The 25,116-nt window shown below is 28.3% G+C and carries 24 protein-coding genes; 4 read left to right on the top strand and 20 right to left on the bottom strand.

What is annotated here, in order from left to right; all coding sequences use genetic code 11:
* Nucleotides 1-73: 73 nt before the first annotated feature.
* From ACEXNK_RS07905 to ACEXNK_RS07890, 4 genes are all read right to left on the bottom strand, one after another.
* Complete coding sequence (locus tag ACEXNK_RS07905) at nt 74-1,441, bottom strand: PTS ascorbate transporter subunit IIC (protein WP_373598191.1); 1,368 nt, start codon at nt 1,439-1,441, stop codon at nt 74-76.
* Nucleotides 1,442-1,546: 105 nt separating this feature from the next.
* On the bottom strand, nt 1,547-1,819 hold the full coding sequence (locus ACEXNK_RS07900) for a PTS sugar transporter subunit IIB (protein ID WP_373598192.1): 273 nt from the start codon (nt 1,817-1,819) through the stop codon (nt 1,547-1,549).
* 1 nt (nt 1,820) lies between these two features.
* A complete protein-coding gene (locus ACEXNK_RS07895; RefSeq protein ID WP_373598193.1) occupies nt 1,821-2,222 on the bottom strand; it encodes a PTS sugar transporter subunit IIA in 402 nt (133 codons plus the stop codon).
* Nucleotides 2,223-2,243: 21 nt separating this feature from the next.
* Nucleotides 2,244-4,259: a BglG family transcription antiterminator gene (locus tag ACEXNK_RS07890; RefSeq protein WP_373598194.1), complete on the bottom strand. Its 2,016-nt coding sequence runs from the start codon at nt 4,257-4,259 to the stop codon at nt 2,244-2,246.
* A gap of 223 nt (nt 4,260-4,482) precedes the next feature.
* Here ACEXNK_RS07890 and ACEXNK_RS07885 point away from each other — a divergent pair, with 223 nt between their 5' ends.
* Both ACEXNK_RS07885 and ACEXNK_RS07880 read left to right on the top strand, forming a co-directional pair.
* The gene (locus ACEXNK_RS07885) at nt 4,483-4,701 is read left to right on the top strand and encodes a DUF1659 domain-containing protein (RefSeq protein WP_373598195.1); all 219 of its coding nucleotides are present in this window, start codon (nt 4,483-4,485) and stop codon (nt 4,699-4,701) included.
* 27 nt (nt 4,702-4,728) lie between these two features.
* Nucleotides 4,729-4,956 (top strand): DUF2922 domain-containing protein, encoded by a 228-nt coding sequence (locus ACEXNK_RS07880; RefSeq protein WP_373598196.1) that lies wholly within the window; start codon nt 4,729-4,731, stop codon nt 4,954-4,956.
* A 252-nt stretch (nt 4,957-5,208) separates the two neighbouring features.
* Here the strand turns inward: ACEXNK_RS07880 and ACEXNK_RS07875 are convergent, their stop codons facing one another.
* The 5 genes from ACEXNK_RS07875 to ACEXNK_RS07855 form a co-directional block, all read right to left on the bottom strand.
* On the bottom strand, nt 5,209-6,606 hold the full coding sequence (locus ACEXNK_RS07875) for an MFS transporter (RefSeq protein WP_373598197.1): 1,398 nt from the start codon (nt 6,604-6,606) through the stop codon (nt 5,209-5,211).
* A 668-nt stretch (nt 6,607-7,274) separates the two neighbouring features.
* Nucleotides 7,275-7,772, bottom strand: coding sequence for an HdeD family acid-resistance protein (locus ACEXNK_RS07870; RefSeq protein ID WP_373598198.1), 498 nt, complete (start codon nt 7,770-7,772; stop codon nt 7,275-7,277).
* A gap of 204 nt (nt 7,773-7,976) precedes the next feature.
* Nucleotides 7,977-8,306 carry a hypothetical protein gene (locus ACEXNK_RS07865; protein ID WP_373598199.1) on the bottom strand — a complete coding sequence of 110 codons (330 nt, stop codon included), beginning with the start codon at nt 8,304-8,306 and terminating at the stop codon, nt 7,977-7,979.
* Between the two features lie 101 nt (nt 8,307-8,407).
* Nucleotides 8,408-10,684 carry a bifunctional diguanylate cyclase/phosphodiesterase gene (locus ACEXNK_RS07860; protein ID WP_373598200.1) on the bottom strand — a complete coding sequence of 759 codons (2,277 nt, stop codon included), beginning with the start codon at nt 10,682-10,684 and terminating at the stop codon, nt 8,408-8,410.
* Nucleotides 10,685-10,930: 246 nt separating this feature from the next.
* Complete coding sequence (locus ACEXNK_RS07855) at nt 10,931-11,788, bottom strand: DUF4396 domain-containing protein (protein ID WP_373598201.1); 858 nt, start codon at nt 11,786-11,788, stop codon at nt 10,931-10,933.
* Nucleotides 11,789-11,966: 178 nt separating this feature from the next.
* Between ACEXNK_RS07855 and ACEXNK_RS07850 the strand changes: the two genes are divergently transcribed.
* Entirely contained in the window at nt 11,967-12,563 is a 597-nt protein-coding gene (locus tag ACEXNK_RS07850) for a hypothetical protein (protein ID WP_373598202.1), read from the top strand.
* Here ACEXNK_RS07850 and ACEXNK_RS07845 read toward each other — a convergent pair.
* The 9 genes from ACEXNK_RS07845 to galU all read right to left on the bottom strand — a co-directional run bounded on the left by ACEXNK_RS07845 (nt 12,555) and on the right by galU (nt 21,566).
* Nucleotides 12,555-12,821: a Mor transcription activator family protein gene (locus ACEXNK_RS07845; RefSeq protein ID WP_373598203.1), complete on the bottom strand. Its 267-nt coding sequence runs from the start codon at nt 12,819-12,821 to the stop codon at nt 12,555-12,557. The two genes, ACEXNK_RS07850 and ACEXNK_RS07845, sit on opposite strands and share 9 nt — an antisense overlap.
* A gap of 703 nt (nt 12,822-13,524) precedes the next feature.
* Nucleotides 13,525-15,957 carry a VapE domain-containing protein gene (locus ACEXNK_RS07840; RefSeq protein WP_373598204.1) on the bottom strand — a complete coding sequence of 811 codons (2,433 nt, stop codon included), beginning with the start codon at nt 15,955-15,957 and terminating at the stop codon, nt 13,525-13,527.
* A gap of 12 nt (nt 15,958-15,969) precedes the next feature.
* Nucleotides 15,970-17,880: a DNA polymerase gene (locus tag ACEXNK_RS07835; RefSeq protein WP_373598205.1), complete on the bottom strand. Its 1,911-nt coding sequence runs from the start codon at nt 17,878-17,880 to the stop codon at nt 15,970-15,972.
* Nucleotides 17,877-18,410, bottom strand: coding sequence for a DUF2815 family protein (locus ACEXNK_RS07830; protein ID WP_373598206.1), 534 nt, complete (start codon nt 18,408-18,410; stop codon nt 17,877-17,879). Before ACEXNK_RS07830 ends, ACEXNK_RS07835 begins: the two co-directional genes overlap by 4 nt.
* A 3-nt stretch (nt 18,411-18,413) precedes the next feature.
* A complete protein-coding gene (locus ACEXNK_RS07825; protein WP_373598207.1) occupies nt 18,414-18,692 on the bottom strand; it encodes a hypothetical protein in 279 nt (92 codons plus the stop codon).
* A gap of 13 nt (nt 18,693-18,705) precedes the next feature.
* Nucleotides 18,706-18,939, bottom strand: a complete 234-nt coding sequence (locus ACEXNK_RS07820; RefSeq protein WP_373598208.1) for a hypothetical protein — start codon at nt 18,937-18,939, stop codon at nt 18,706-18,708.
* A gap of 312 nt (nt 18,940-19,251) precedes the next feature.
* Nucleotides 19,252-19,860: a hypothetical protein gene (locus ACEXNK_RS07815; RefSeq protein ID WP_373598209.1), complete on the bottom strand. Its 609-nt coding sequence runs from the start codon at nt 19,858-19,860 to the stop codon at nt 19,252-19,254.
* Nucleotides 19,861-20,051: 191 nt separating this feature from the next.
* Nucleotides 20,052-20,513, bottom strand: a complete 462-nt coding sequence (locus ACEXNK_RS07810) for a VanZ family protein (RefSeq protein WP_373598210.1) — start codon at nt 20,511-20,513, stop codon at nt 20,052-20,054.
* A gap of 126 nt (nt 20,514-20,639) precedes the next feature.
* Nucleotides 20,640-21,566 (bottom strand): UTP--glucose-1-phosphate uridylyltransferase GalU, encoded by a 927-nt coding sequence (gene galU / locus ACEXNK_RS07805; protein WP_373598211.1) that lies wholly within the window; start codon nt 21,564-21,566, stop codon nt 20,640-20,642.
* A gap of 217 nt (nt 21,567-21,783) precedes the next feature.
* Here galU and ACEXNK_RS07800 point away from each other — a divergent pair, with 217 nt between their 5' ends.
* Nucleotides 21,784-22,323 (top strand): VanZ family protein, encoded by a 540-nt coding sequence (locus tag ACEXNK_RS07800; protein WP_373598212.1) that lies wholly within the window; start codon nt 21,784-21,786, stop codon nt 22,321-22,323.
* Nucleotides 22,324-22,363: 40 nt separating this feature from the next.
* Here the strand turns inward: ACEXNK_RS07800 and ACEXNK_RS07795 are convergent, their stop codons facing one another.
* Both ACEXNK_RS07795 and murJ read right to left on the bottom strand, forming a co-directional pair.
* Entirely contained in the window at nt 22,364-23,392 is a 1,029-nt protein-coding gene (locus tag ACEXNK_RS07795; RefSeq protein ID WP_373598213.1) for a restriction endonuclease, read from the bottom strand.
* Nucleotides 23,393-23,503: 111 nt separating this feature from the next.
* Nucleotides 23,504-25,045, bottom strand: coding sequence for a murein biosynthesis integral membrane protein MurJ (murJ, locus tag ACEXNK_RS07790; RefSeq protein ID WP_373598214.1), 1,542 nt, complete (start codon nt 25,043-25,045; stop codon nt 23,504-23,506).
* Nucleotides 25,046-25,116: the final 71 nt, after the last annotated feature.

Below are 25,116 nucleotides of genomic sequence, written 5' to 3'. Positions count from 1 at the left end.
AGTTTCACATTACGTATTAAAACAGTTTTTTAAAAAGAAAAGTGCATTCTAATATTAGAATGCACTTTTTTTATTAAGCCGCTTCACTAACTTCCTCTTTATTTTTCTTAAAATCAAAACTCATAGCAACTAATACTACTAATATTCCTAAAAGTACTGCTGTAAGTCCGTATCCACCTACAAACTGTTGTACCTTACCTAAGAATATTCCAACTACTCCGAAATCCCCATCAGAGAAAGTAGAATTAGCTATTCCTAAATTACCAAGTACAGGAAGTAACGCTACTGGTAGTAATGATATAACAACTCCATTTATAAATGAACCTATTATAGCACCTCTTCTACCTCCAGTTGAATTACCAAACACTGCTGATGCTGCTCCTGTAAAGAAATGAGGAACAACCCCTGGTATTATTATTGTAAGCCCTAAAACACCTAACACTAACATAGATGCTATACCACCTATAAATGAACTTAAAAAACCTATAAGCACTGCATTTGGTGCATATGGGAAAACTATAGGACAATCTAATGCTGGCTTTGAATTTGGAACTAACTTAGTTGCAATTCCCTTAAACGCAGGAACTATCTCATTTAAAACTAATCTAACACCATTTTGGATTAATATAAAACCTGCTGCGAAAGTTAAAGCTTGTATCATAGCATAAACTATAAAGTTCTTACCATCTGATAAATTTTTCTCCACATACTCAGGACCTGCAACTAACGCAACCACAATATATAAAACTAACATAGTTATAGAAATTGAAACTGCTGAATCTCTTAAGAAACTTAAAGACTTAGGAACCTTCATCTCCTCAGTAGACTTAGACCCTTTACCTACAACCTTACCAACACCTGCTGCTAAAAAATAACCTACTGAAGAAAAATGACCTAAAGCAACCGAATCATTCTTAGTAATTCCCTTCATAAAAGGTTGGCATATAGCAGGAGAAATAACCATTATAAGCCCTAATGCAAGTGAACCTGTAAACACTAAATGAGCGCCACTCATACCACTTGAAACTAAAATAACAGCGATCATACAAGCCATAAACAAAGTATGATGACCAGTTAAGAATATATACTTAAACTTAGTAAATCTCGCAATAAGGATATTCATAATCATACCGAAAGTCATAATAAGAGCCGTATAAGTACCATACTCATCCATAGCCATAGCAACAACAGCCTCATTATTAGGAATAACCCCACTCACCTTAAACCCATACTCAAACATCTTACCAAAAGGCTCAAGAGAACCAACAATAACCCCAGCAGCGGCTGCAATAACAACAAACCCAACCATAGCCTTAATAGTACCCTTAATAACATCCTCTATAGGTTTCTTCTGAAGAACCAAACCAACGATAACTATAATACCAATCAGAACAGACGGTTCTGACATAAAATCCACAATAACCTTTAAAAAACCGTTCATCACAAATCCCTCCTTTTTTCTCTTCTCTCTTCCCACTACTTTGCTAAGAGGCGAAGGGTGGTTATATATACTTATATATAACCGCCCTCGCCCAAACTCAGCAAACTATATATTTAAGGCTGCTTGTAACTTACCTTTTAACTCATCCTTATCAAATAAAGCATCTAAAGTAATTAAATTTGGTAAATGAGAAGCACTAGCCTCTAAATCACTAGCAGTGATAAATATATCTGCTTGCTCTGGTGTAGCATCTGCTAAAGAACTATGAGAAACCTCATATCCACTTAACCCAAGTTCTCCTAATATCTCATTTACATTCATCTCTACCATAAAACTTGACCCTAATCCTGATCCACAAACTGCCATTATTCTTTTCATATTACATTACCTCCATAATCTCTTCTTCTTTATTAGAATTTAGTATTTTATTTAATTTACATTCATCCATACATATACTAGCTACTTTTTGCATAAGTGCTAAATGTGAATTATTATCTATTGAACTTAAAGTTAAAAATAAACTTGTCTCTTTTCCTAAAAAATCTACTGGCTCATTTAACTTTAAAACACATAAATCAGTTTTTATCGCACCATCTTCTGGTCTTGCATGTGGCATTGCAAGCTTTGGTGCTATACAAAAGTAAGCTCCATAATCATCTATCTTTTTCATTATTGCATCAAAATAAGATTTCTCTATAGAACCCCTATCTTCTAAAATATTGCATGACATTTCGATAGCCTTTTTATAATCATCTACCTTGTCAACAATTTTAACTATCATACTACTCCCCCTTACTACTGTTTACCTTGAATATTTATCTATTAACTTTAAAACTACATTTTTATCATCTGTATTTATAATTGTTTCTATATTATCTTTATCTCTAAGCATCTGCGTTAAACAAGCAAGAGCTTTTATATGTGACTGCTTATCTTTAGGAGCTAGAGTTACTATCATACTTACATTATGTTTTTCATTATCAGAAAACTTAATTTCATTTTTAAAAGTAGTAATACTCATTCCTAAAGTATTAACTCCATTTTCAGGATTAGCATGAGGCATAGCAACCTTTTCAGCTATAACTGTATATGGTCCTAATTGTGCTACATTTTCTATACAAGCGTTTACATAGGTCTTATTAATATATCCAAGTTTCACAAGATTTTCACAAGATATATCTATAGCTTCTTTCCAATCTTTAGCCTCTTGATTTAAACTTATAGTTTCTTCATATAAAAGTTCTTTTAATGTAGCTTTATTAAGCTTTGACTTTTCTCTACTATTAATCATTATAGTTTTTATTTCTTCTCTTAATTTTTCTTTGTCAGAAATAGTTGCATGTCTTTCAACACTTCTCATAATTTTATCTATCATTTCTTGTTCTTTGTTAAAAGTTGACTGTGCATTTGATATTTGAGATACCAAGTTTTTCTTATCCAAATCTGTAAGTACAGGACTTACTTTTATAAATTTAGATGGATCTTTATCAATATCTACTGTACTTATTGCAAAGTCATAATACTTATCATATTTTTTAAAGTTTTCCAAAGACAATACATCTTCTATTTCAATAAGATCAAACAATTCTTCTATTTGATTTTTTAAAAGTTGAGAAGTTGCCATACCAAAGTTACATACTATAACTATTTTAGGGGTTTTTATTTCAACCCCCATCTTGGATGTATATCCTCCAAAATACATTGCTACATATGCAATTTCATCTTCATTTAAAAATGTATCTAACAAGTTATCTACATGTTTTATAGCTTGCTTAGTAAATTGATATACAGATTTATATTTTTGCTTTATTTCATTTTTTACTATGTTAGGATAATAGACTCCATACCTTGTCCTAAAAAGTGAAGGCATTAGATGATTAAGTATATCTTTTTCTAAGGTTTCATAATCATCAATTGATATACATGATATTTTTTCAAATTCTTTTACCATTAGCTTCACTGCATGATTGTAATTAGCTTTTGGTGTTTGGTTTTTGAAATATTTTCTAATATCACTGTCACTTACTAAAAAAGTTTGTATGTAGTAAGTTTCTATATCGTCTATGTCTTTTTTCATAGTATTTTTTATGATACTTAATAATTCCTTGGCTTCTTGGTTAGAAGGTAGGTTTTTTAGAAATTGAAGATCTTCTTCGTAAAAGCAGTCCATGTTTTTCTTATAGTAGTATTTATAAAAAATACTTAGATACATTAGGATATATGTTATGTTAGCATTTTTTAAAATGTCTAGGTTTAGTTTTTCAAGTTCTGCTTTAATGATTTTGTATTCTTCAATTTGCTTATATTCATTAAATAAATATCCATAATCATTATATAGATTTATAAATAGATATCTTTTTTCTTTTTCTTTTCCTTCTAATTCATATCCACCTTGGGTATTTAGTTTTAAGTTATATTTTTTTATATATTTTTTTACTTCTTTTATATCTCCTAAAATAGTGTTTCTACTTACATATAGCATGTCACAGTATTTTTCTATAGTTGATTTTGACAATCCCATTAGTAAATCTATCATTATTTTTATACTTCTTTCTTGTGGCGATAGTATATAATCATCATCTGAGTATTTTAATAGTTTTCTAATTTCATCTTTGTCACTTGGGTTTATGTGATATCCTAAGCTTCTTATGTTGTGAATTTCTAGTCCACTTTTTTGTAAGTATTCATTTATTTTAGAGATATCATAGTATGCTGTTCTTTTAGACACATTTAATGATTTCATTATTTTTTCAAGTTTTATGTAATCATCATTTAGTAGTATGTCTAAAATTTTTTGTAGCCTTTTGTTGAGTTGCATCTTTTGTATCCCCTTCTTGATTTCATTATACATATTATAATTATTGCACAAAAGTCAAAATTAAGGCACTACTTTAGTGCAATAAATTGTACTGTACTTTTATATACGCTAATATTGTTTAATTAATTTTCTAAACTTCTTTAATATCTTATAACTTTTCCTTTTTATACAATTTAGTTAATAAGAGAAACATCTCTTAAAAAATTTAAGGAGGTACTTTTTTATGGCTGTTTATGAAACTAATAATCCATCTGCTTTAAAAATCAAGTTTGACTGTGGTCTTAATGAGGAAGGAAAAACTATAACAAAATCTCGTACTTACTCTAAACTAAAGCATGATGCGGCTACTCAAGATGTACTAGATGTTGCAAATGCTTTAATAGGTTTGCAAATCCATTCTTCACTTGAAGTTTTAAAGCAAGATAATACTATATTTAACTAATTTAAAAATTAAAAAGGAGGCTTTATTATGGAAACTAAAAAGAAATTACTTATGACTTTTATGACTAAGGTTGGTAGAAAGATGTCTATATCAGTTGATGATCCTAGAGAAAATATAACAGAAGCTGATATAAAAAATGTTATGGATACTATTGTTAGTAAAAATATATTTGCACCTTATGGTTCTGATATAGACGCTGGTGTAGAAGCTAAAATAGTTGTTACTGATACTTCAGAATATGACTTGGTTTTATAATAATATAATCTAAATATTTCATATATAATTCATGAAATTTTTATATATTTTCCACATGTCAAATATATAATAATTACTAGATTAATGTTATTACGATATCCATATTTTTAAAATAAGTAATTTGAAGCATTCAATGTTTTAACCTATGTGTGACACCCCTAAATGTAAATACATAGGACCTCTTATTTATTGCAACAAATAAAATAGTGCGTTCTCTAAGAGAATGCACTATTTTTTATTATATATTAGAGTCTAGTTTGCTTCATCAAACTCCTCTTTTGTTTCATTTTCTTTCATTTGTTTTTCTGATAAGCCTCTATTGAAATCTTTCTTAAATACTATCAATGCCCCAACTGCCGTACATACATAAAGCACGGCTGCTATGTAGTATGCATATCCATAACCAGCATCTGTTCTAAATAGGAAATATCTTGTAAATAACCCTGATAAAATACCTACAGTTGCATATACAAGCATCATGAATGAACTAAGTGTTGGTACCAAAGTCTTAGGTACAAAAGTAAGTGGTAGTGCTCCTTGTATTGGACCAGACATATTCGCAATTCCTGATCTTAAGAATAAAATTACACCTACTGCCCAAGCTACATTTGAACCAAACATTGCTCCATTTGCCATTAAAAGCATTAGTGGCATACATGATATAAGTGCTATAGCAATTGTAACTATAGAACCAAATTTCTTTTCTAGATGTGGAGTAGCAAAATAAGCAAGTAACATTGCAAATGTCTGCATTGTTAGTATAGTTGATACTGTACCTCTACTTATATGTAAGAAATTGTTTAAATATATTGGGAAATATGGCATTACTAATGATGCCCCGAATCTAGACATTGAGAATATTAAAACCCATGCTACTACATGTTTATTTAATAGAATTTTAAAATCGAATTTTCCTTTTTCTTTTCTTTGTTTAATTTCTTCTTCTGTTTCTCTATAATCTGCTGGATTTTCTTTTAAGAATAGTACACAGAAAAGACCACATGCAATAAATACTATAGCTAAGTATAATACAAATTTATATGAACCTGCGTATAAATGTAACTGATCTGCCGTTAATTTCTCTGGATGTTCTGATAATAAAGCTGCTTGATTATAATCTATTCCTAATGATTTTGCAAATTTCCAAACTACTATTTTACCATTTAAAAACGTAAGTAAAGTCTGGCTTATTAAGTTGCAATACATTACCCTTGAAAACATAGTTACCCTTTTATCTTTTGGAACATATGATGTAAACATTATAGGGTACATATAGTCAAACATACCTACCCCTATAGTTAATGCTATGTTTGATATAAGTATTAATCCTTTACTTTCACTAAATATACATGTTAAAAGTGCTGCTATACCTACTAAAGGTGCTACTATTATTATTTTTTTATAACCAATTTTATGTACAGTTAATAATATCGCTGCCATTGCTAAAGTTGCTATTGATCCATACATCGCAAGTCCTTTAACAACATTTGGAACAGTTAAATTTAAATACGATACGAAAGAGTCATTGGTTATACCCGTTGCAGCTCCCATAAAAATGTAACTGATTATAAATACTGCACAGTTATACTTGGGTCTTTTCTCCCAAGCAGAGTCCTTACTTGTTATAGCGTTTACTAATGTGTTTTCCATATAGGCTTCCATCTCCCTTGTTTTTCTTATCTAACTTAAATTGTATATATTTTTTGACAAAATAAAACAAAAAAACCTTTACAATATTCTTACGAAAACACAATATAATTTATTTTTAAAATAATGAATTTTAACAAAGGAATAAATTTCCATTTTTTTAATGTATTGATTTTACTTAAAAATGATATGGTATTTTTCACTTTTTGACTTTTTTATTAATCAAAAATATGCAAAATACAAGTATGAAGTATACAAACTTAGATTTTAAACTAATTTTATAAAGTAAGGTAAGTTCATTAATTATTTTCATTCTATCTCTTTAATCATTATATTATATATTAAAATGTTATTAAATATCAAATGACAAATCTTATCAAATTCAATTTTATATATTTAAATTTTGCAACTTGTTTTGTATCAAACTAAGTTTAAATTTTGCAAGATATCCTTAATATCTATCTAGTTAAATATTTACTATTAATGCATCAGTAATTTTCACTTATACTTCACATGTATCATATACATTCTATATATATGAAATGGTATAATTTCATATATACATTCTTGATAACGCCCTTATTTTTAGAATGTGTAATTCCTCTGAGTTTTGCTATAAATACTGTAATAGTGCATTCTAATTATAGAATGCACTATTTTTATTTTCTTAATTAAACTTGAAATGCTAAGTATATTTCAAATATAGCTGATACTATAAAGTATATACCTATTATATATGGTGTTGCTAATAAAGTTAATATAGGATTTGCTAAGATAAATAATCCTAATATAACTAGTAATATATAGTATAAAGTTTTAAGATTAAACCCGATTTCTTTTCTTTTAATTGAAACTATAAATAGATATATACCTCTTATGATAGCCCAAACTCCATAGAATAATATTAATGTTTCAGTTGTAGCTATAGGTGTTAACCAAACTATTAACCCAAAGATTATATTTATAATCCCCATAAATATGTAATAACCTTTTTCACTAGTTTTAAAAGCTCTAAAGATTTCAAAGATACCTATTACTACTATTAGTATTCCTGCTACTGCCGTAAAGTTAAAATATGATTCTATTGGGTTTGTAAAAAATAATATTCCTATAATCCCAAATAAAATCCCTTCTAATATTAGTGTTGCTTCTACATTTGATTTATTCATTTTACTTCATCTCCTTATGATAGATATATTCCCATATTTTTCTTAAATTAACGAGATAAAATAAAGTTTATATTTTCTAATTATTTATAAAAATTCGTTAGTTTTTAAAATTCCAATAAATTTTAAAAGTTTAATTTTCTTAAGCGTAAAAAAATGGGAATTAATTAAGTTTTTTTAATTAATTCCCATTTTCCTACATAAAGTCTATTTTTCTTCTGCTTTTTCTTCTTTTCTAGCTTCTTTTTCTTCTTTTTTCTCTTCTTTTTCTTCTGCTCTCTCTTCTTTTTTATATTCTTTTTCTTTTGATTTTTCTTCTTTTCTAGCTTCTTTTTCTTCTTTTCTCTCTTCTTTTTCTTCTGCTCTTTCTTCTTTTCTCTCTTCTTTATTTTCTTCTCTTACTTCTTCTTTCATTTGATGTTTTAACTCTCTTTCAAATTTCTTTTCTTCATGTCTTTCATGTCTTTCTTCTTTGTGTTCCTCGTGTCTTGCTTCTAATCCCTCTATTGTTTCTTTTATGTTTTCTTTTATACTCATGATAAACCCCTCCTAAATTATTATTAATTAAGCAATATGTATTATATATATATACTTATTTTCCAATTTTAAACATTAAATAGTATAAAAATATTTTTATACTATTTATAAATTTGCTCTAGTTCTTCTATACCTATAGGTCTTGAAAAATAAAATCCTTGGAAATATCTAAATCCTATTTCACATAATTTTTCAAACTGTTCCTTAGTTTCAACTCCTTCTATTACGATATCAAAGTTTAATTCTTCTCCTATTTCTTTTATGCTACCGATAATATGGTATTCATTATCATCGGCACTATCTAAAATGGTTTTATCTATCTTTAAAGAATTACCCGCAAATTTTTCTAAGTATGAAAATGATGTATATCCTGTTCCAAAATCATCTAATGAAATTTGAATTCCATAGCTCTTTAACCTTTCTATATTTTTAAATGAAGTCTTGTCTTCTTCTATAACTATAGATTCAGTTATTTCAATACAAATTTTATTAAATTCTATATTATTTCTATCTAAAATACTTTTAACATTTTTAGCGAAATTTTCTTCTAAAAGTTGTATTGCAGAAACATTTACATTTACAACTAAATCATTAACTCCTATTTCTTTTAATCGATTAATATCCTTACATACTTTATTTATTGCCCAATATCCAATTTTTATAATTTCACCATTTTTTTCTGCAATTTCTATAAACTTACCTGGTGAAACCATTCCTAATTCTTTGTTATTCCATCTTAAAAGAGCCTCAACTTTTTTTATTTTCCCATTATAATCTACAATAGGTTGATATCTCAAAAACAATTCTTTTTTCTTTATAGCCGTACATATGTCTACTGAAAGTTTTTCTTTTTCTTCTAATTTCTTAAATATATCTTTATCAAAAAAAGCCAGTTCATTTTTTCTTCCTTTATTCTTATTTTCATACATCATATAATCACTTTTTTTAATTAATTCTGTTAAGCCTTCTCCATCACTTGGATAAATAGCAACTCCAGAAGAAAAACTAGCATAAAATTTATTGTTTACAATTCTTTCTTTTTTAAATAAGTTAATAACTTTTCTTTTAAAATATTCTTCTAATTCAATTTTATTTTTAAAATTTCTTAATAAAACTATGAATTCATCCCCTGCAATTCTAGCTACAGCTCCTCTTTTCTCTATAGCTTTAGATAACTTTTTAGAAAATTCTATAAGGTATTCATCTCCAACTATATGCCCATATTCATCATTAATATTTTTAAAGTTATTTAAATCAATGAATATAATTGCAAATGGAGCTTTACTATCAACTTCAGCTTTATATAATTCTTCTAATCCTCTTCTGTTTAACATTCCTGTTAAAGCATCATATAGCAAATATTCCTTTGTTTTCTCATTAATTGCATCATCAAATGCATTCACTATAAAATCAAGTTGATCAAATCCTTTTTTATTCTCTAATTCCCCTTCATCATATTTATTTAATTGCTTTAAAATGCTTTTAAGCTTATGTATATTTGCAAGTAATAAATTTAATATTTTTTTCTTTACTATAAAAAAAGAAATTATTGTAATTATTAAAAACACAAAAAACATTCCTAAGTTAATAGCATTTATTTTATCTATAGTTGTATTAAGTGGAATAACTTTTTTATCAAATACAAAAACAAAATCATCTTTATCTACTAAATAAATGTCTTTTTGACTTTTTATATCTGACAATGATACTACTCCATTTGAGTATTCATAATATTTATCCCCATCTATTTTTACATATATTTCCACAGCTCCATCGTCGCCATATAGTTCACTCATATATTTTGTAAATGTATCCATATATGTATTTAATATTACACAACCTATTATTTCATTGTCCTCTTTTATAAAAGAAATTATCGACATTGCATATCTATCATTGAAATAATCTTTATGCAAAGGTGTTAATATAACTTTTTCTCCTTTTAAATCTTTTTCATATGCTTCTTTGTACCAAGGTCTTTTTTTCATATCATAAGTTTTATGATATCCCTTAGAACTATATATTTGATTTTTTTGTGCATCTACTACATCTATTGATTCAGCAAAACTTGTTGCTGTTAGTAATCCTTTAGCATATTTTAAGCTAGCTAAAATTTCATTTTCTTTTTCTCCATAATTATCAGGAGATTTAATAAGCCTAACTATCGTTTTATCTTCTGCAAAACTTCCAACAAGTTCTTCTAATCCTTTGAATGTACCATCTGATAATTTGATTATGCTATTGCTATAATTTAAATTTGATTTTTCACCTATATTATTCAATATTACCGTCGAAGAAACATACATACCCAATAATACAAGTGTTACCAACATCAAATTTGTAAAAAAGAATAATTTTAACGCCCTAAATATTTTCAACTCGACCTACTCCTTGATTTTTATCTAATGTATTTATATTAAATTTAAATACTTCCCTTTATTTCTTTTCTACCGTTAATATAGTATGTGTAAACATGTGTAATTTTAATTTTATAGTTTCCTTTTATTTATCTTTTACATTTTAGGATAAAAATTATCATAGATTAGATATTTAAAAATAATTTTAAAATTAAATACCCTTAAAATCTATGTCTCGATATAGATCTTAAGGGTACTTAATTATAATTACATTCCCATTTTAATTTTAGCTTTAACTAACCACCAATTTACAGGATAAGCAGTTATAAATCCACAACACATAGCTATTTGCATCATAAACCAAAACTCTGGTGTATATGGAGATAAACGTCCAAATAAACCAAATATAACTATAGCCATCCAGCCATACATTCCTATTTGCCAAGATGTAAGAGAAAGAAAGTCAATTTTTAAGGCTCTTAACCAAACTTTTAATCCTTTTTCATTCATCATAGGAGAAATAGCTGCATATTGGAAAGTTACTCCAGTTAATAAAGCTAAGAAATAATCTAGTGTCCATTCTCCAAATGTAAGGTTTCCAAAAAGTGCAAATGGAAAAGCCATGAATATCCAAGGTCCAATTAAGTCTGCTAAAGAACATCCTGCCCCGCAATGTAGTGTATCAGCTACAACCCCTTGCCAGAAACTAGAATATTTATCTTTATCTTTAGATTTCATATCCATATGTTTCATTTTCGTACCATCCATGTTAGACATGTCCATATCTTTCATATCCATGCCTTTCATGTTAGACATATCCATATCCTTCATGTCCATGCCTTTCATATTTGACATGTCCATATCCTTCATGTTCATGCCTTTCATGTTTGACATGTCCATATCCTTCATGTCCATGCCATCCATGTTAGACATATCCATTTTTCTATGTTTACCAATAGTAAAATATGCCCAAAGTCCAAATACCCCAGCCCATAAACCATTTATAGGCCAAACTACGTTCATTATAGGCATTTCTTTTTGAGGATGTTTTATAATATCAACTGTAATAATTAATGCTGATATAATACCTATACCTATACAAATTTTAGAAATAATACTAAACAATTAAATCATCTCCTGAAATATATTTTCTAAAATAATAATTACCCAAATTTTTACAAACTAACAAATCTCTTTCAAAATATTTTCTCTTTGCAAGTTTACTTTCATCAAATATATTTGTTTATATAAAATTATTTTAGGAAATCTATATAGTATATTAAATTAGAAAGAAGGTCCTTATATGAAGAATAAAAATCTATTTTCATTCTTTATCTCATTTTTACTAGTAATTTTAAGTTGTATTTTTATTTATTATTCGTTTACAAACAATTATATTAATACTACTAATAGTGATTTTTTTAAGCATTTTGGTAAAAACTTAGGTTCATTTTCAGAAGTTTGTTTTTTCATAGTTATCGCTTTATTTGTTTTAAGATTGATAATTAAAAATTTTAATAAAAAAGGTATTTCTCGCATTAATAAAATATTAAATATTTTCAAACTTGAAATATCTGAAAGTACTCAAGTAAAAATATTAGATAGTCAATTGACAATTAATATAAGAAAATTTTTACTTTATGTTAATAAGATTTTAAGTAAATTTCATGTACTTATAGCTATGGTCGCAATTGCAGTTATAACTATTCATGGATATATTTTTTTACAATTAGGGTTTAAGTGGTCATTAGGATATATATTAGGAGTTTTAGCACTTTTGAACTTAGTAGTATTGCTATTTTCAGGTTATTTAAGAATATTTAATAAAGGTATTCATATACATAAATTTTTAGGTATACCTTTTATAATATTAATGCTTTTACATATAGCTTTAATTTAGTATTTTTCTTATTTGTACGTCACTCATTCCAAATTTTTTGCTTAGTTGTTTGTAGTTTGTTCCATCAAAGTTTTGTTTTATCATTCTGTTTCTTGCATTTTTTACTACTGAGCTTTTGCTTGGAAAGTATAAGCTAGATCCTCCGGCATAGTCTATTAGGTCTATTACTATTTCTAGGCCTATTACTTGTGCTATGTCTTGGCATCCTTCTGGTAGGTCGTCGATTTTCACTTGTGTTAGTAAGTTTTGTTGAAGCATATTTTATCCTCCTGTGTATTGGGCGGGATAGAAGGGTTGATAGTCACTTCCTCCAGACAAAAGCCTTGAAAAGAGCAGCTTTTAAGTCTTACGTCAGTTGACTATAAACCCTTCTATCCCTTACCGAATTTTTATATTTTATTTCGTTGAACTAAGAATTTAAAATCTTCCTCAGGGGCGAAGCCCTACAAGATATAGTGCCTTGTTATTCCAAAGCTCTAATCGGGCAAAGCCATTTTATCTTAGTCTATATATTTATGCTTTAATTTTTATGTGTATCAAATCAGGTGTATCATATGTACTCTGAATATATATGTGTGTATATATAGTATTTTTACTATACTTTTTTAATTTTTTTATTATGTACGATTTTAATGATACATTTGATACACTTAGGCATAAGCTTTGTAACTGCTTACTTTAAGCCGTATCAGATATTGTATCAAATGCTGTATCACTAAATGTATCTGATACAGCTATAACTTAAATTAATTTTCATTTTCTTAAATTCAGTGTATCACTGTATCATTAAAAACTTCATCTGATACGCTATTTGATACACCATTTTTAAGAGCCTTCGGCTAAGATTAAGAGGTCTGAAGTGATTGAATGAATTGTGAAGTAAGACTTAAAGTCCGCTCTTTTTAGGACTTTGTCTGGATGAACAATCATTCAATTGCTTCAGACCGGGGTACAGCGAAACTTACTTATCCTTCCTCATAAATAGTTTTTGAATCCCATAATATTTAAACCTAAGTCTTCCACTTCCCTTGGTATACTCAACCCATCCATCAAGATTTCTTAAAATACCAATAATTTCTCTACTTTGAGGTGCATTCATATTCTTAGGATCACCTCCAAATAGCTCACACCAAATCTCCATAGCACATACCCGATCACGCTTTTTAACCCCAGGTTCATCACTAAAATCACATCCATTAATATATCTTCTACGCCCTCCAATATCCATATCATCCCAATTACTTGGCAACAACTTATCCAAATACTCTACAATCATACCTTCCTTACTATTAGACTCCATATGAGAATTTTGCCTATCAACAACTTCCTTATCAAGCTCCCTATCAAATATCAACGGCTCCTTATTATCATACAAAACCTTAGCTTCGGCCCATATCTGATTCACCTCATATCCATTTAACTCTTCCCACATGTTTTTAACAGGTCTATTCTTATTAACCACCACAGGCCAATACCTTCTATTACCAGTTCTATCCTTTAAAAACTCAACATCATTAGTAGTACCAAAGAAAACACACTGCCTTGGATGTTTTGTAACTCTTCTACCATAAGCTTGTCTATATACATCATCACGCTTAGAAATAAAGTGCTTAACCGCTTCTGCTTCGACCTTTCTAATAGCCGAAAGTTCTGCCATCTCAACAATCCAACATCCTTGCAACTGTTCATAAGCCTCTTTTCCAAGTACTGTATTAAAAGAATCTGAATACCATGCTTTCCCTATCAAACTTAAAATATGACTTTTACCAACTCCTTGTGGCCCAACAAATACAGGCATATAATCAAACTTTATACCTGGTTCGAACACTCTGCTAACTGCCGCTACTAGTGTTTTTCTTATAACTGCTTTTGTATAATCACAATCCTCTGCTCCTAAATAATCTATAAGTAAATTATCCAACCTACATTTTTCATCCCATTTTAAAGAGTTTATATAATCTTTTATAGGGTGATAAGCATAATTTTTAGCAATACTAGATATTGCATCATCAGTTTTAGTTGGTGTGTATATTCCATAGTTTTTTTCTAAATAATATCTTAAAAGTGAGTCGTCATAATCATCCCACATACTATATTCTTCTTTATTTTTTAAGTCTTCCTTATCTTTTAACCAATAGATTTTATTGCTTTTCATAATACTACTAAAAAACTCATCATATCTTATATGGCCTTTTAGATTTATATCGTTATCAAGTATTGTTGCAATATTTTTCACATTAGCTTTATAAAATCCTTTCTTGTCTACTTCAAGACTTCCAAGCCAACTATCATCTGTTTCATTTTCTTTCATATTATTAATATCTATATCTAAATCTTCACTAACTTTATAACTTTGTACATCAAAATCACTTCTTGCTTTTTCTAATTTCATTATTCCAAACTCTTTAACCACTTTTTCATCTTTACTACAAAACTCTATCATGTCTTTTAAAGAACTTTCTTCATCACCTTTATAAAACTTATGTAGCCTAACTAAATCAAAAGAATTGCAAAGCTTATTACAAGCAGGATCTGTGCTATGATGTGAATATGCAAAATCTCCATCATTATATACAACTACCCCACAAGAACTACTTCCTTTTATGTATGTATATCTATCAAATGAATCTGTATTTTCATAGACATCACTTAGAAATTTTTCTATAACCTCATGTATGTCATAAACCCTACAAAATGCTCCTATCATACCTTCTTTTTCTCTAGGGTTTTGTTGTTTTTCACATTCACTAACTATTCTTTTGCTACACCTTCTAGATACTGGCCACTTGCTAGCATCTTTGTAATTTCTATATCTACTAAGCACTTCATCAGCATCTAAAAAATCCCCTTCACTTACAACAAAAATATATTCTCCATCACTGCAAGTAGAAGGATAATACATCATACGCTCTGGTTCATAAGTTGTGTCGTCAAAATTTTCTATACCCATATCACTAGCAATCATGCGAGATATAGCTTGGTATTCACAGGTATCAACATCTCTATTTAAAGGTATTACAAATCGTAGTCTTGGATTTTCCTTTATATGTTTATGTGTAGAATACACACAACAAGCATAACCATAAATCAAACTAACAATATGTTCCATACCATCATAAGCATAATCTGCATCCAAGGTTATCAAACTTCTACTTTCAACATGTCCTTTTCTTCGTTTGCCTTCTTTTAAAGTTCCTCCAACAAATCCACCTACATCTTTTATAGTATCTTGTTTAGATTTTTCCATTTTAAAATATTCTTCTAAACTTTCTTTGGTATAAGTAGTTTTCTCCAACCTTTTAACAAACTCCGACCATAGTAAACTTTCATTTTTATAAACTGTAGTTTTTCTATTTTTACATGTACTTATATTAATTCTTTTGTCTAAACTCATTTTATCCCCCAATTAACCCTTTTTATAATATTCACATTCAAAAGCATCTGCCTTTAAATACAACCCAATTGCCCAGGAAATACTTTCTTCCATGATATTTTTCACTTTGTCGACACTAGCATTTTCAGTTTCTACAACAACTTCATCGTGTATATGCATAACTATGTCTAGATTGTTTTTTTCTAAATTCATCATAGAATATGCTAAACAATCTCTCGCAATTGCTTGTACTATATTTTCTACTAGCTTTCCTCCATAAGTATCTATTCTTTCCCATTTTTTAATACTTTGATTAACTCCTTCATAACTTAGTTTCTTGCCATAGTTATCTATTCTTACAATAGGTCTAATATAAGATATTGAGCGACCACTAGGAAGTTTTATAAATAGTATCCCTTTTTCATATATGAATTTTATCTTCCCAAGATCCACATAAGTTTTGTTTTCTACTGCATATATAGCACTTTTCTCAACTACCTTCCAAAGTCTAACTATATTTTTATTATTGTTCCTCCACCCTATGACAAGTTCCTTTAAGTCATCATCACTTAACCCCATTTTATCTGCTCCCATAGCTTTTAATGCACCTATACCTCCTTGGTATCCTAGTGCTAGTTCTGCTATTTTTCCTTTTTGTCTATAGATACTGTCTTTTGTTATTTCCTCAATAGGTATGTTAAACATAATAGCAGCACTTGCTTCATATATCTTGCCATGACTTTTAAATACTTCATTACGCCAAGTTTCACCGCTTAGCCATGCTATAACCCTTGCTTCTATTGCACTAAAATCCGATATTATAAACTTGTGATTGCTTTTAGGAATAAATATAGTTGTAATAAGCTGTGGTAAAACTTCACTTACTTTTCCAAATTTCTTTTCTATCGTAGCTATATTATTTTCTTCATATTTAACAAGATTTCTTAGTTCATGTAAGTTCTCAATCCTATTTTGTGGTAAGTTATGAACTTGTACCAACCTCCCTGCCCACCTACCAGTTCTATTTGCTCCATAAAATTGAAACAACCCTCTTATCCTATTATCAAAACACTTACTATTATCTATGGCATCTAGTTTTTTTAAAGAAGTTTTACATATTTGCTTTCTTATTCTAAGCAATTCTTTTATATCTTCATGCACATCACTTTCTAGTATTTTTTCTACATTTGTAGCATTTAAAGATTCTATAGTAAAGTTATATTTCTCTTTTAAATATTCTTTTACAGCTTTAACACTTTTAGGATTGGATATATTACTTATCCCATTTAATTTATGTTTAAGTATTTTATTATTTTCATCATTTATAATTAGACATTTCTTTGAAAGTTCATTATCTACTAGTACTCCTCTATCATTTATATTTTGATCTACTTCCCATAACTTTTGCTCTATTTGAGGAAGTTGATAGTTTTGTAGTTTTTTACGAATCTCTTTTTCTACCTCTACATCTTTTTTACAATAGTTTTTAAAATCTTCCCATAGTTTATCTTTTCTTTCATTTATATACTTATTGGTTGAAAATATCTTTATTAACTTTTTACCCTCACTCATTTTTTGATTTTCTAAATTTAATATCTTTGCAACTTTGTCTAAACTTTGAGGAAGTCCTATGTACATAGCATTTACCATAGTGCATCTAAAGTTTGATGGTGGTATTAGCTTTTTAAAGTATTTGCTTAAACATATCCTTTCAAAGTTTGCATTAAAAGCTGATTTTATTATGTTTTCATCGTATAAGTCTTTTTCTATACTCTTAGGTATTTTCTCACCATGTTTTAAGTCTATTATTTTTACTTCTTCATCATCATAAGCATAGGCAAATAATGTTATTTCAAAGCTTTCATGTTCTACATAAGAATAGACCGAGCTTTTAGCCAGGTCTTTTTCGCAGTAGGTTTCTATGTCTATTGATAGAATTTTCATATTAAAAACTCCTCTTCATAAGGAGTACTAAAGTCGTCTGTTGCACTACTTCTTCCCAGTAATTCACCATCAGATAGTTTTTGTAGATTTTCTAGTGAGCATCCTATTCCTATTTTTCCTTCTTGGTTGTATGGGTAAAAAGTTATTGAGCATCTAGCGTAACATCCTGAGTATATTTGTGTTTCGTCATTGATTTCATTTAGGTTTGTGTCTACTATTCCTGGTTTGTATTTTGAATTTGCATTTATGAAGTAGCTATTGTTGTAATGTTTTTCTGTTGGTTTTTCTTTGTCTCCATCTTTTACACATATCACTGTGTCTTGTATGTTATGTTCTTTATAATTTTCTCTTATATGTTCTGTTGCTACTTCTAGTGCTTTTAGTATTTGATTTACTGTTTTGATATCTGTTTTAGGTATGATTAATGTTGATGAGTATTTTGGATCACTTTCTAAATCTATTGCTTTTGGCTTAAATACATGGACATAATTTAATCTTAGTTTCCCTGTTATAACCTTTGTTTTTCCCATTTTTTATTCCCCTTTGTTTGTTATACTTTCTATTTCTTTTACTAGATTTTGATAGGCATTTTCTGGTGCTTGTTCAATACTGCCCCCACAGTGTTTTTGTACAAGCTCTTGTGCTAGTTTTATATTTCCTTGTTGTGCTAATTTTTTCACTGCATTTCTTGCATCATTTATACTAGTTGCTTTTTTAACTTCTACATTTTGTTTTCCTAGTAATTTAGATATTACCTCTAATATGTCTTCGTGCTTGTCTCTGTTGCTGTCAAAGTTCAAGCTTATTTGCATTTTTTTATCCCCCTTAGTTTATATCTATTTCATTTATAGTATTAAATATATCACCTATTGTTAGTATCTTAGGATTCTTTGTTTTTCCTGTTAATATCCTGGTTACTGTAGATTGTTCTATTTGGCTTTCTCTAGCTAATTTTGCATCGCTCCACCTTGCTTTATTCAGTATTTTCACTATTTCTCTTCTTAGTTCATCCAGTGTATTAAAGTGGATTGTTATCCCGTTTTTAAATTTTAATGACATCTCTATCTCCTATAATACCCCCATCGGCTTACCAATTTAATTTATTTAGTTTGTTTTCTAAACTTATTTAAATAGTAACATGTTTGTATGTGTTTGTGTATAGTTCAAGTTCAATCTATGCATGCGTGCAAGTTTTTATTTATTTTCAAATTTTTAGATAATTAATGCATATTATAAAAGTGTATTTGAGTAGCTCTATTTCATAATTTATTTATAGTTTTTGAACAAAATTATCTAAATATTCGTTAAGTATAGTTTCCATAATCGCAAAAAAAGTATTATTTAATATATTAAATAATACTTTTTTGATTATTATTTTTGTATATAAGTTGTTTTCTCTGGTACTTCTGGAGTTACTGATGGATCTGATGTTTCCGGACTTACCGATGGATCTGTCGGTAGTATTGCTTCTGGAGTTTCTGGAGTTACAGGTGGTTGTGTTGGTGGTATTGGTTCTGGTGTTTCTGGTTCTACTGGTGGTTGTGTCGGTGGTATTGGCTCTGGTGTTTCCGGTTCTATTGGTGGTGTCGGTGGTATTGGCTCTGGTGTTTCCGGTTCTATTGGTGGTGGTGTCGGTGGTATTGGTTTTGGTGTTTCTGGTTTCACTTGTGGTGTTGGTCGTTTTATTGGTTTTGTATTTGATACTTCCGGTCTTGATGATTGACTTGACGACTTTTCTTTTTCTAATTTAACTTCTTCTTTTACTTCTTCAGTTTCATTAATTTCTTCATTTACCTCATTTTCATCAACCTTTTTAACTTCTTCTATAGTACCTTTAACATGATTTACAGGTGCTTTAGACCTCAATCTACTATAATCTTCTTTAGCAAGAACTAAAGGCCCTTGTGATAAAGTAAATCCAGATACTACAACTGTAGTTATTATGGTTGAAGCTACTACAATCTTAGTTTCATTTTTCATTGGTTTACTCCTTACTATATATTATTTATAGTAGTTATTCAATTTGTTTTCATATTTTTCCTTTAATTAAATTCTTTCATATTTTTTCTATTTATAATCATATTTTCTATGAATATGTATAGATTTATTTAATTATAAAATTCTATACATATTAATAGTTATATTTCTTGTATTTTTCTTGCTAAAAATTCTTATTTACTGTTATAAATAGTAGTTTTTTTCTTAATTATTATCTTGTTTATTATATATACTAATATTAACCCTATTAGTGCTCCACTAGAATCTATTAATACATCTCTTATTTCTCCACTTCTACCTTGAATAAATAATTGATGTACTTCATCTGTGCATGCATATAATGCTGTTAATATAAATGATATTATATATGCTTTTACATTGTATTTATTATGTATAGCTAGATATATAAGTATTGATAGTATAAAGTATAAAAACATATGCGCACTTTTTCTCACTACAAATACTGCTATATCCAGTTTCATAAAATCTGCTAGAACCCCTCCTATTATTGGAAGGTTGCTTAGCATCTCCATAAACCCACCTGATTGTGCATCTGATGCTGTTGCTGGTTGATGCGACATATAGAATATAAATATCATCCATAGTATTGTTAAAACTAAATATTTTTTCTTCATAGCTACTCCTCTTTCTATTTTTCACTTTGTCTAATTATACTCTATACTTATAACAATAAAAATACCTAAGTCTCTCTAATGTAGAACTTAGGTATTTTTATAATTTTCTTAAGATATTTCTAGTATTTATTCTTCAGTTAAATCTGCTTTAGTTACTACCTTTACCTGCTTATCTTCTTTGTTATCTTGAACTTTCGCTTTTAAGAATTCCATAAATTCATCTTTTAGTTCATCTCTCTTTAAAGCAAAATCAACTGTTGCTTTTAAAAATCCTAACTTATCTCCTACATCATATCTTTTTCCTTCAAAGTTATATGCATATATTGCTTCATGCTCTACTAAAGTTCTAAGAGCATCTGTTAATTGTATCTCTCCACCTTTTCCTGGAGCTTGATTTGCAAGTATATCAAATATAGTTGGTGTTATTATATATCTTCCAAGTATTGCTATATTTGATGGAGCTTCCTCTACCTTTGGTTTTTCTACCATATCTTTTACTTTATATACTCTATCTTCTATATGTTTTACATCTAATATTCCATATTTATCAGTATCTTCTTTTGCTACTTCTTGTACTCCTAATATAGAAGTTCTATATTCATCATATGCCCCTATAAGTTGCTTTAAACAAGGATTTTTCGTATCTACTATGTCATCTCCTAAAAGTACTGCAAAAGGCTCGTCCCCTACGAAACTTTTAGCACAATATATTGCATGTCCTAGTCCTTTTGGTTCCTTTTGACGAATAAAATATATATCTACCATATTAGATATATCTTGTACAATCTTTAACATTTCCATTTTACCTTTTTGCTCTAATTCCATTTCTAACTCTACGCTTCTATCGAAATGGTCTTCTATAGATTTTTTACTTCTTCCTGTTACTATTAGTATTTCTTCTATTCCTGATGCAACAGCTTCTTCTATTATGTATTGTAATGTTGGTTTATCTACTATTGGAAGCATTTCCTTTGGTTGAGCTTTAGTTGCTGGTAAAAATCTTGTACCAAGCCCAGCCGCTGGTATAATTGCTTTTCTTATTCTTTGTTTCATTTTTAATCCTCCGTATATAAAGTATCAAACTTTGATTTTATATTAGTCTTATCTTTTATATTACTATAATTTAATAAAATTATAAACTTAATATAATAAATATGTATATTTAACAGTTTTAATTTATCATTGATTATATACTTTGTTATTAATTAAGGATTAAACATTGTATAATATGTTTATACTTTAATTCGAAGTATATTTTAGGAGGTTTGTTTTGATAATAGAATTTAATTTAGTTGTACTAATAGCTTTTGTAGCTATTTATGCTTTTTTTAGAGGCTTATGTCTATTTATTGAGAATAAGGATATAAAGTTTAAAAATGAAATTATTAACTTTGGATTATATATGTCTGTAGTTGCAGTATTTGCAGCTACATTATTTCCGATAAGATTAGGTTTAGAGTTTGAAGGTTTTGAAGTATATAACCTTATCCCATTTAAGGTACCTATAATGCTTTATAATAAGTATGGTTTAGGGTATTTTCTGTATCAAATATTAGGTAATATATTGTTATTTGTTCCTTTTGGATTTTTTGTTTATAATAAGACTGGTTTTAATATGAAAAGAGCTATATTAGCTTGTTTGTCATTGACATTGTTTGTAGAGATTACCCAAGGGTTTATTCCTTATAGATTTTGTGAAATAGATGATATATGGTTAAATACGTTAGGGGGAACTATTGGAGCTTATTTTTATTATGTATGTTTAAAGATTAAAAATAAATATGATTTGCTAATACAAAAAAGTTCGTAGGTTATAATTTTACGAACTTTTTTACTTTAATAATTGTTACTTAATTAAATGCTGAATTAATATCACTAAATCCAACATCAATTAACATCTTGCTAAATTCAGTTTTATCTATTAATCTAACTTCTTCTTCTTTAGCTTTTTTAATAGCTAAAGAAGAAAAACTATCTCCAGATGTAATCACCCAAGATATGTATGTATACTCATCATTCATACTTTCTTTTTGCATCTTATACTCTTTAATTTGATTTATTGCCCAATCAGAAGTACATCCTAAATGATGTTTAACTTGTACATATATTATAACTTTTATAGGTTCAAAGGTAGCAATAACGTCTGCATCTGCTCCATTTTCTTTATTAGCTTCATTTTTAGCAGGAATGTATACATCACTAGCACCTATTTTATTAAAATACCATTTAACTAATTGTTCAAACTTATCAGGTGTTAAGTTTTCTCTGATATTATTCTCTACCTTCCCCAAAATACTATCTAATAAAGTTGAATAGAATGTTGATAGGTCATTATTTTCCCACTGATTTATCTTATTTTCTATAATATCTTTTAAATCTGTTATATCTGCATTAGTATTTCGTATTTTCATCCTTGATATCAAGGCTCTTTCAAAGATATCCTTACGAGGAATATTTGTTGCTATAGGTGTAACCTTCCATACAAATCCAATGTCTATAGGTGTGTTATTTTCATATAACTTTCCATCTTCATTTATTTTAAAACCTTTTTCTATAAATTTATTATCTAGCAAATCTTTGTTTATTATATTTGGACTTCCTTCTAGTTTATATATAGAAAATGCTCCCCACAGAGGAACTAATACCAAATCCCATTCTTTAAATTCATTTATAAATCTCCATAAGCTATGTCTACTTCTTTTTAAATCATTCCATTTTTCTATAATTTGATTGTTAAAAAACTCTATATCTCCAGCTATAGTTTTTTCTAAAAAGTCTTTATTTGAAAAATCGGAAAATCCTATTGATAAATAATTATTCTCCAATAAATCATATGCTATATTCCCACAATGAGATATTCTATGTAACCATACTTTCATACTTATTTCCCCCTTTTTCAATATTTTGTTAAAGTTTTTAACCCTTTATATTAATTATACAACTAAAATAAGTTTAGCCGCCAATTTTGACAACTAAACTTATTTTAACTGTTAAACCTTACTTAACTTTCTTTTTAACATATTAATTACTACGTTTACCTCTTCAACTTTTAGTAATACTATTAAAATTCCATAGGTTAAAGCTCCTATTCCAACGGCTAATACTAATGTTATAGCTTCTTTTATAAATCCTATACCGATCATATTAGCTATAAAGTCATATGCTATTATAGTAATTCCCCCCATTACAAAAGCTGCTATTAAAGATTTCATTCCTGTTTTTAGTATTTTATCTTGTCCAAAATATCCGATCTTTTTCTTTAGACTTATAAATAATAGAATTATACATATAAGGGCTGATAAGCTAGTTGCTAAAGCAAGTCCTGCATAGCCTAAAAACTTTATAAATATAAGATTTAATACTATATTCATCCCCATAGCTAATGCTCCATTTACCATAGGTGTTTTAGTATCTTTTAATGAATAAAATACTTTACTTAGTATATCTCTAAGTCCAAATCCTATCATTCCAATAGAATAACATGCTAAAGCTATAGCTGTCATATTAGTTGCCTCTGAGTTAAAAGCACCTCTTTCAAATACAATTCTAACTACTGGCTCAGCAAGTACTATTGCTCCTACTGAGATAGGCATTATTAAAATCATAACTGTATTTACACTTTGTGCTACCGATTCTGCAAATTTATCTTTATTATCATTAGTAGATAATTTTGATAAAGTAGGATATATTACCGATGCAATAGTTGATATAAATAACCCTAATACAAATCCATTTAATCTGTTTGCACTATTTAATACAGTTATAACCCCATCCCCTAACGTAGATGCCAAACTTCTATCTACAATTGCATTTATTTGATTAACTCCAACTCCTATAAAAACAGGAACTATTAACCATATCATTTTCTTTATATATTCATCTTTTAAATTTATATATAGCTTATACCTATATCCTTTTTTTATTGCAAATGGTAGTTGAAACAAAAATTGACTTGCTATCCCAATTAATGTTCCAATAGCCATAATTTCTACGTTACCTTTACTACTAAAAAAAATACCTATTATAATAAATATATTAAAAGGAAATCCTATCATTCCAGGTATTGCAAAATCTCCATTAATCTGTAACCATGATGTCATTATATTGCTAAGTCCTATAAATATGACTCCAAATATCATTATCCTAGTAAAATTAGTTGCCAATTGTAATTTCTCTCCTATAAAATCCATAGCAAATATTTTAACTAATGGTCCTGCAAATATAAATCCAACTATTGCTAATATTCCACTTATCAATATAACTATATTAAATACATTGTTAGCAAAATCAATAGACTTATTCATTCCTTTACTTTTGTCAATTTCATAAAATAATGGAATGAATGTTGTCGCAAGTGCAGTCCCTACTGATGCAAATAAAATCGTGGGTATGCTTACAGATGTTATGTATGCATCTGCTATGCTACTTGCTCCATATACATATGTTAAAGCAAGTTCTCTTCCAAATCCTAGAACTTTAGATATCATAGTAACTATCATAAGTCCTATAGTTGCTTTAGCTACCTTACTCATTAAACCCCCCCTATATAATATTAAAGGAATACTAGTTATTGAGCATTCCTTAAATATTATCCTTAAAATAG

It is taken from the genome of Paraclostridium bifermentans, from assembly GCF_964259345.1.
GTDB classification, from domain to species: Bacteria; Bacillota; Clostridia; order Peptostreptococcales; family Peptostreptococcaceae; genus Paraclostridium; species Paraclostridium bifermentans_B.
Note: the sequence above shows the minus strand (reverse complement) of the source record. Positions and strands in the feature narration are given on the sequence as shown.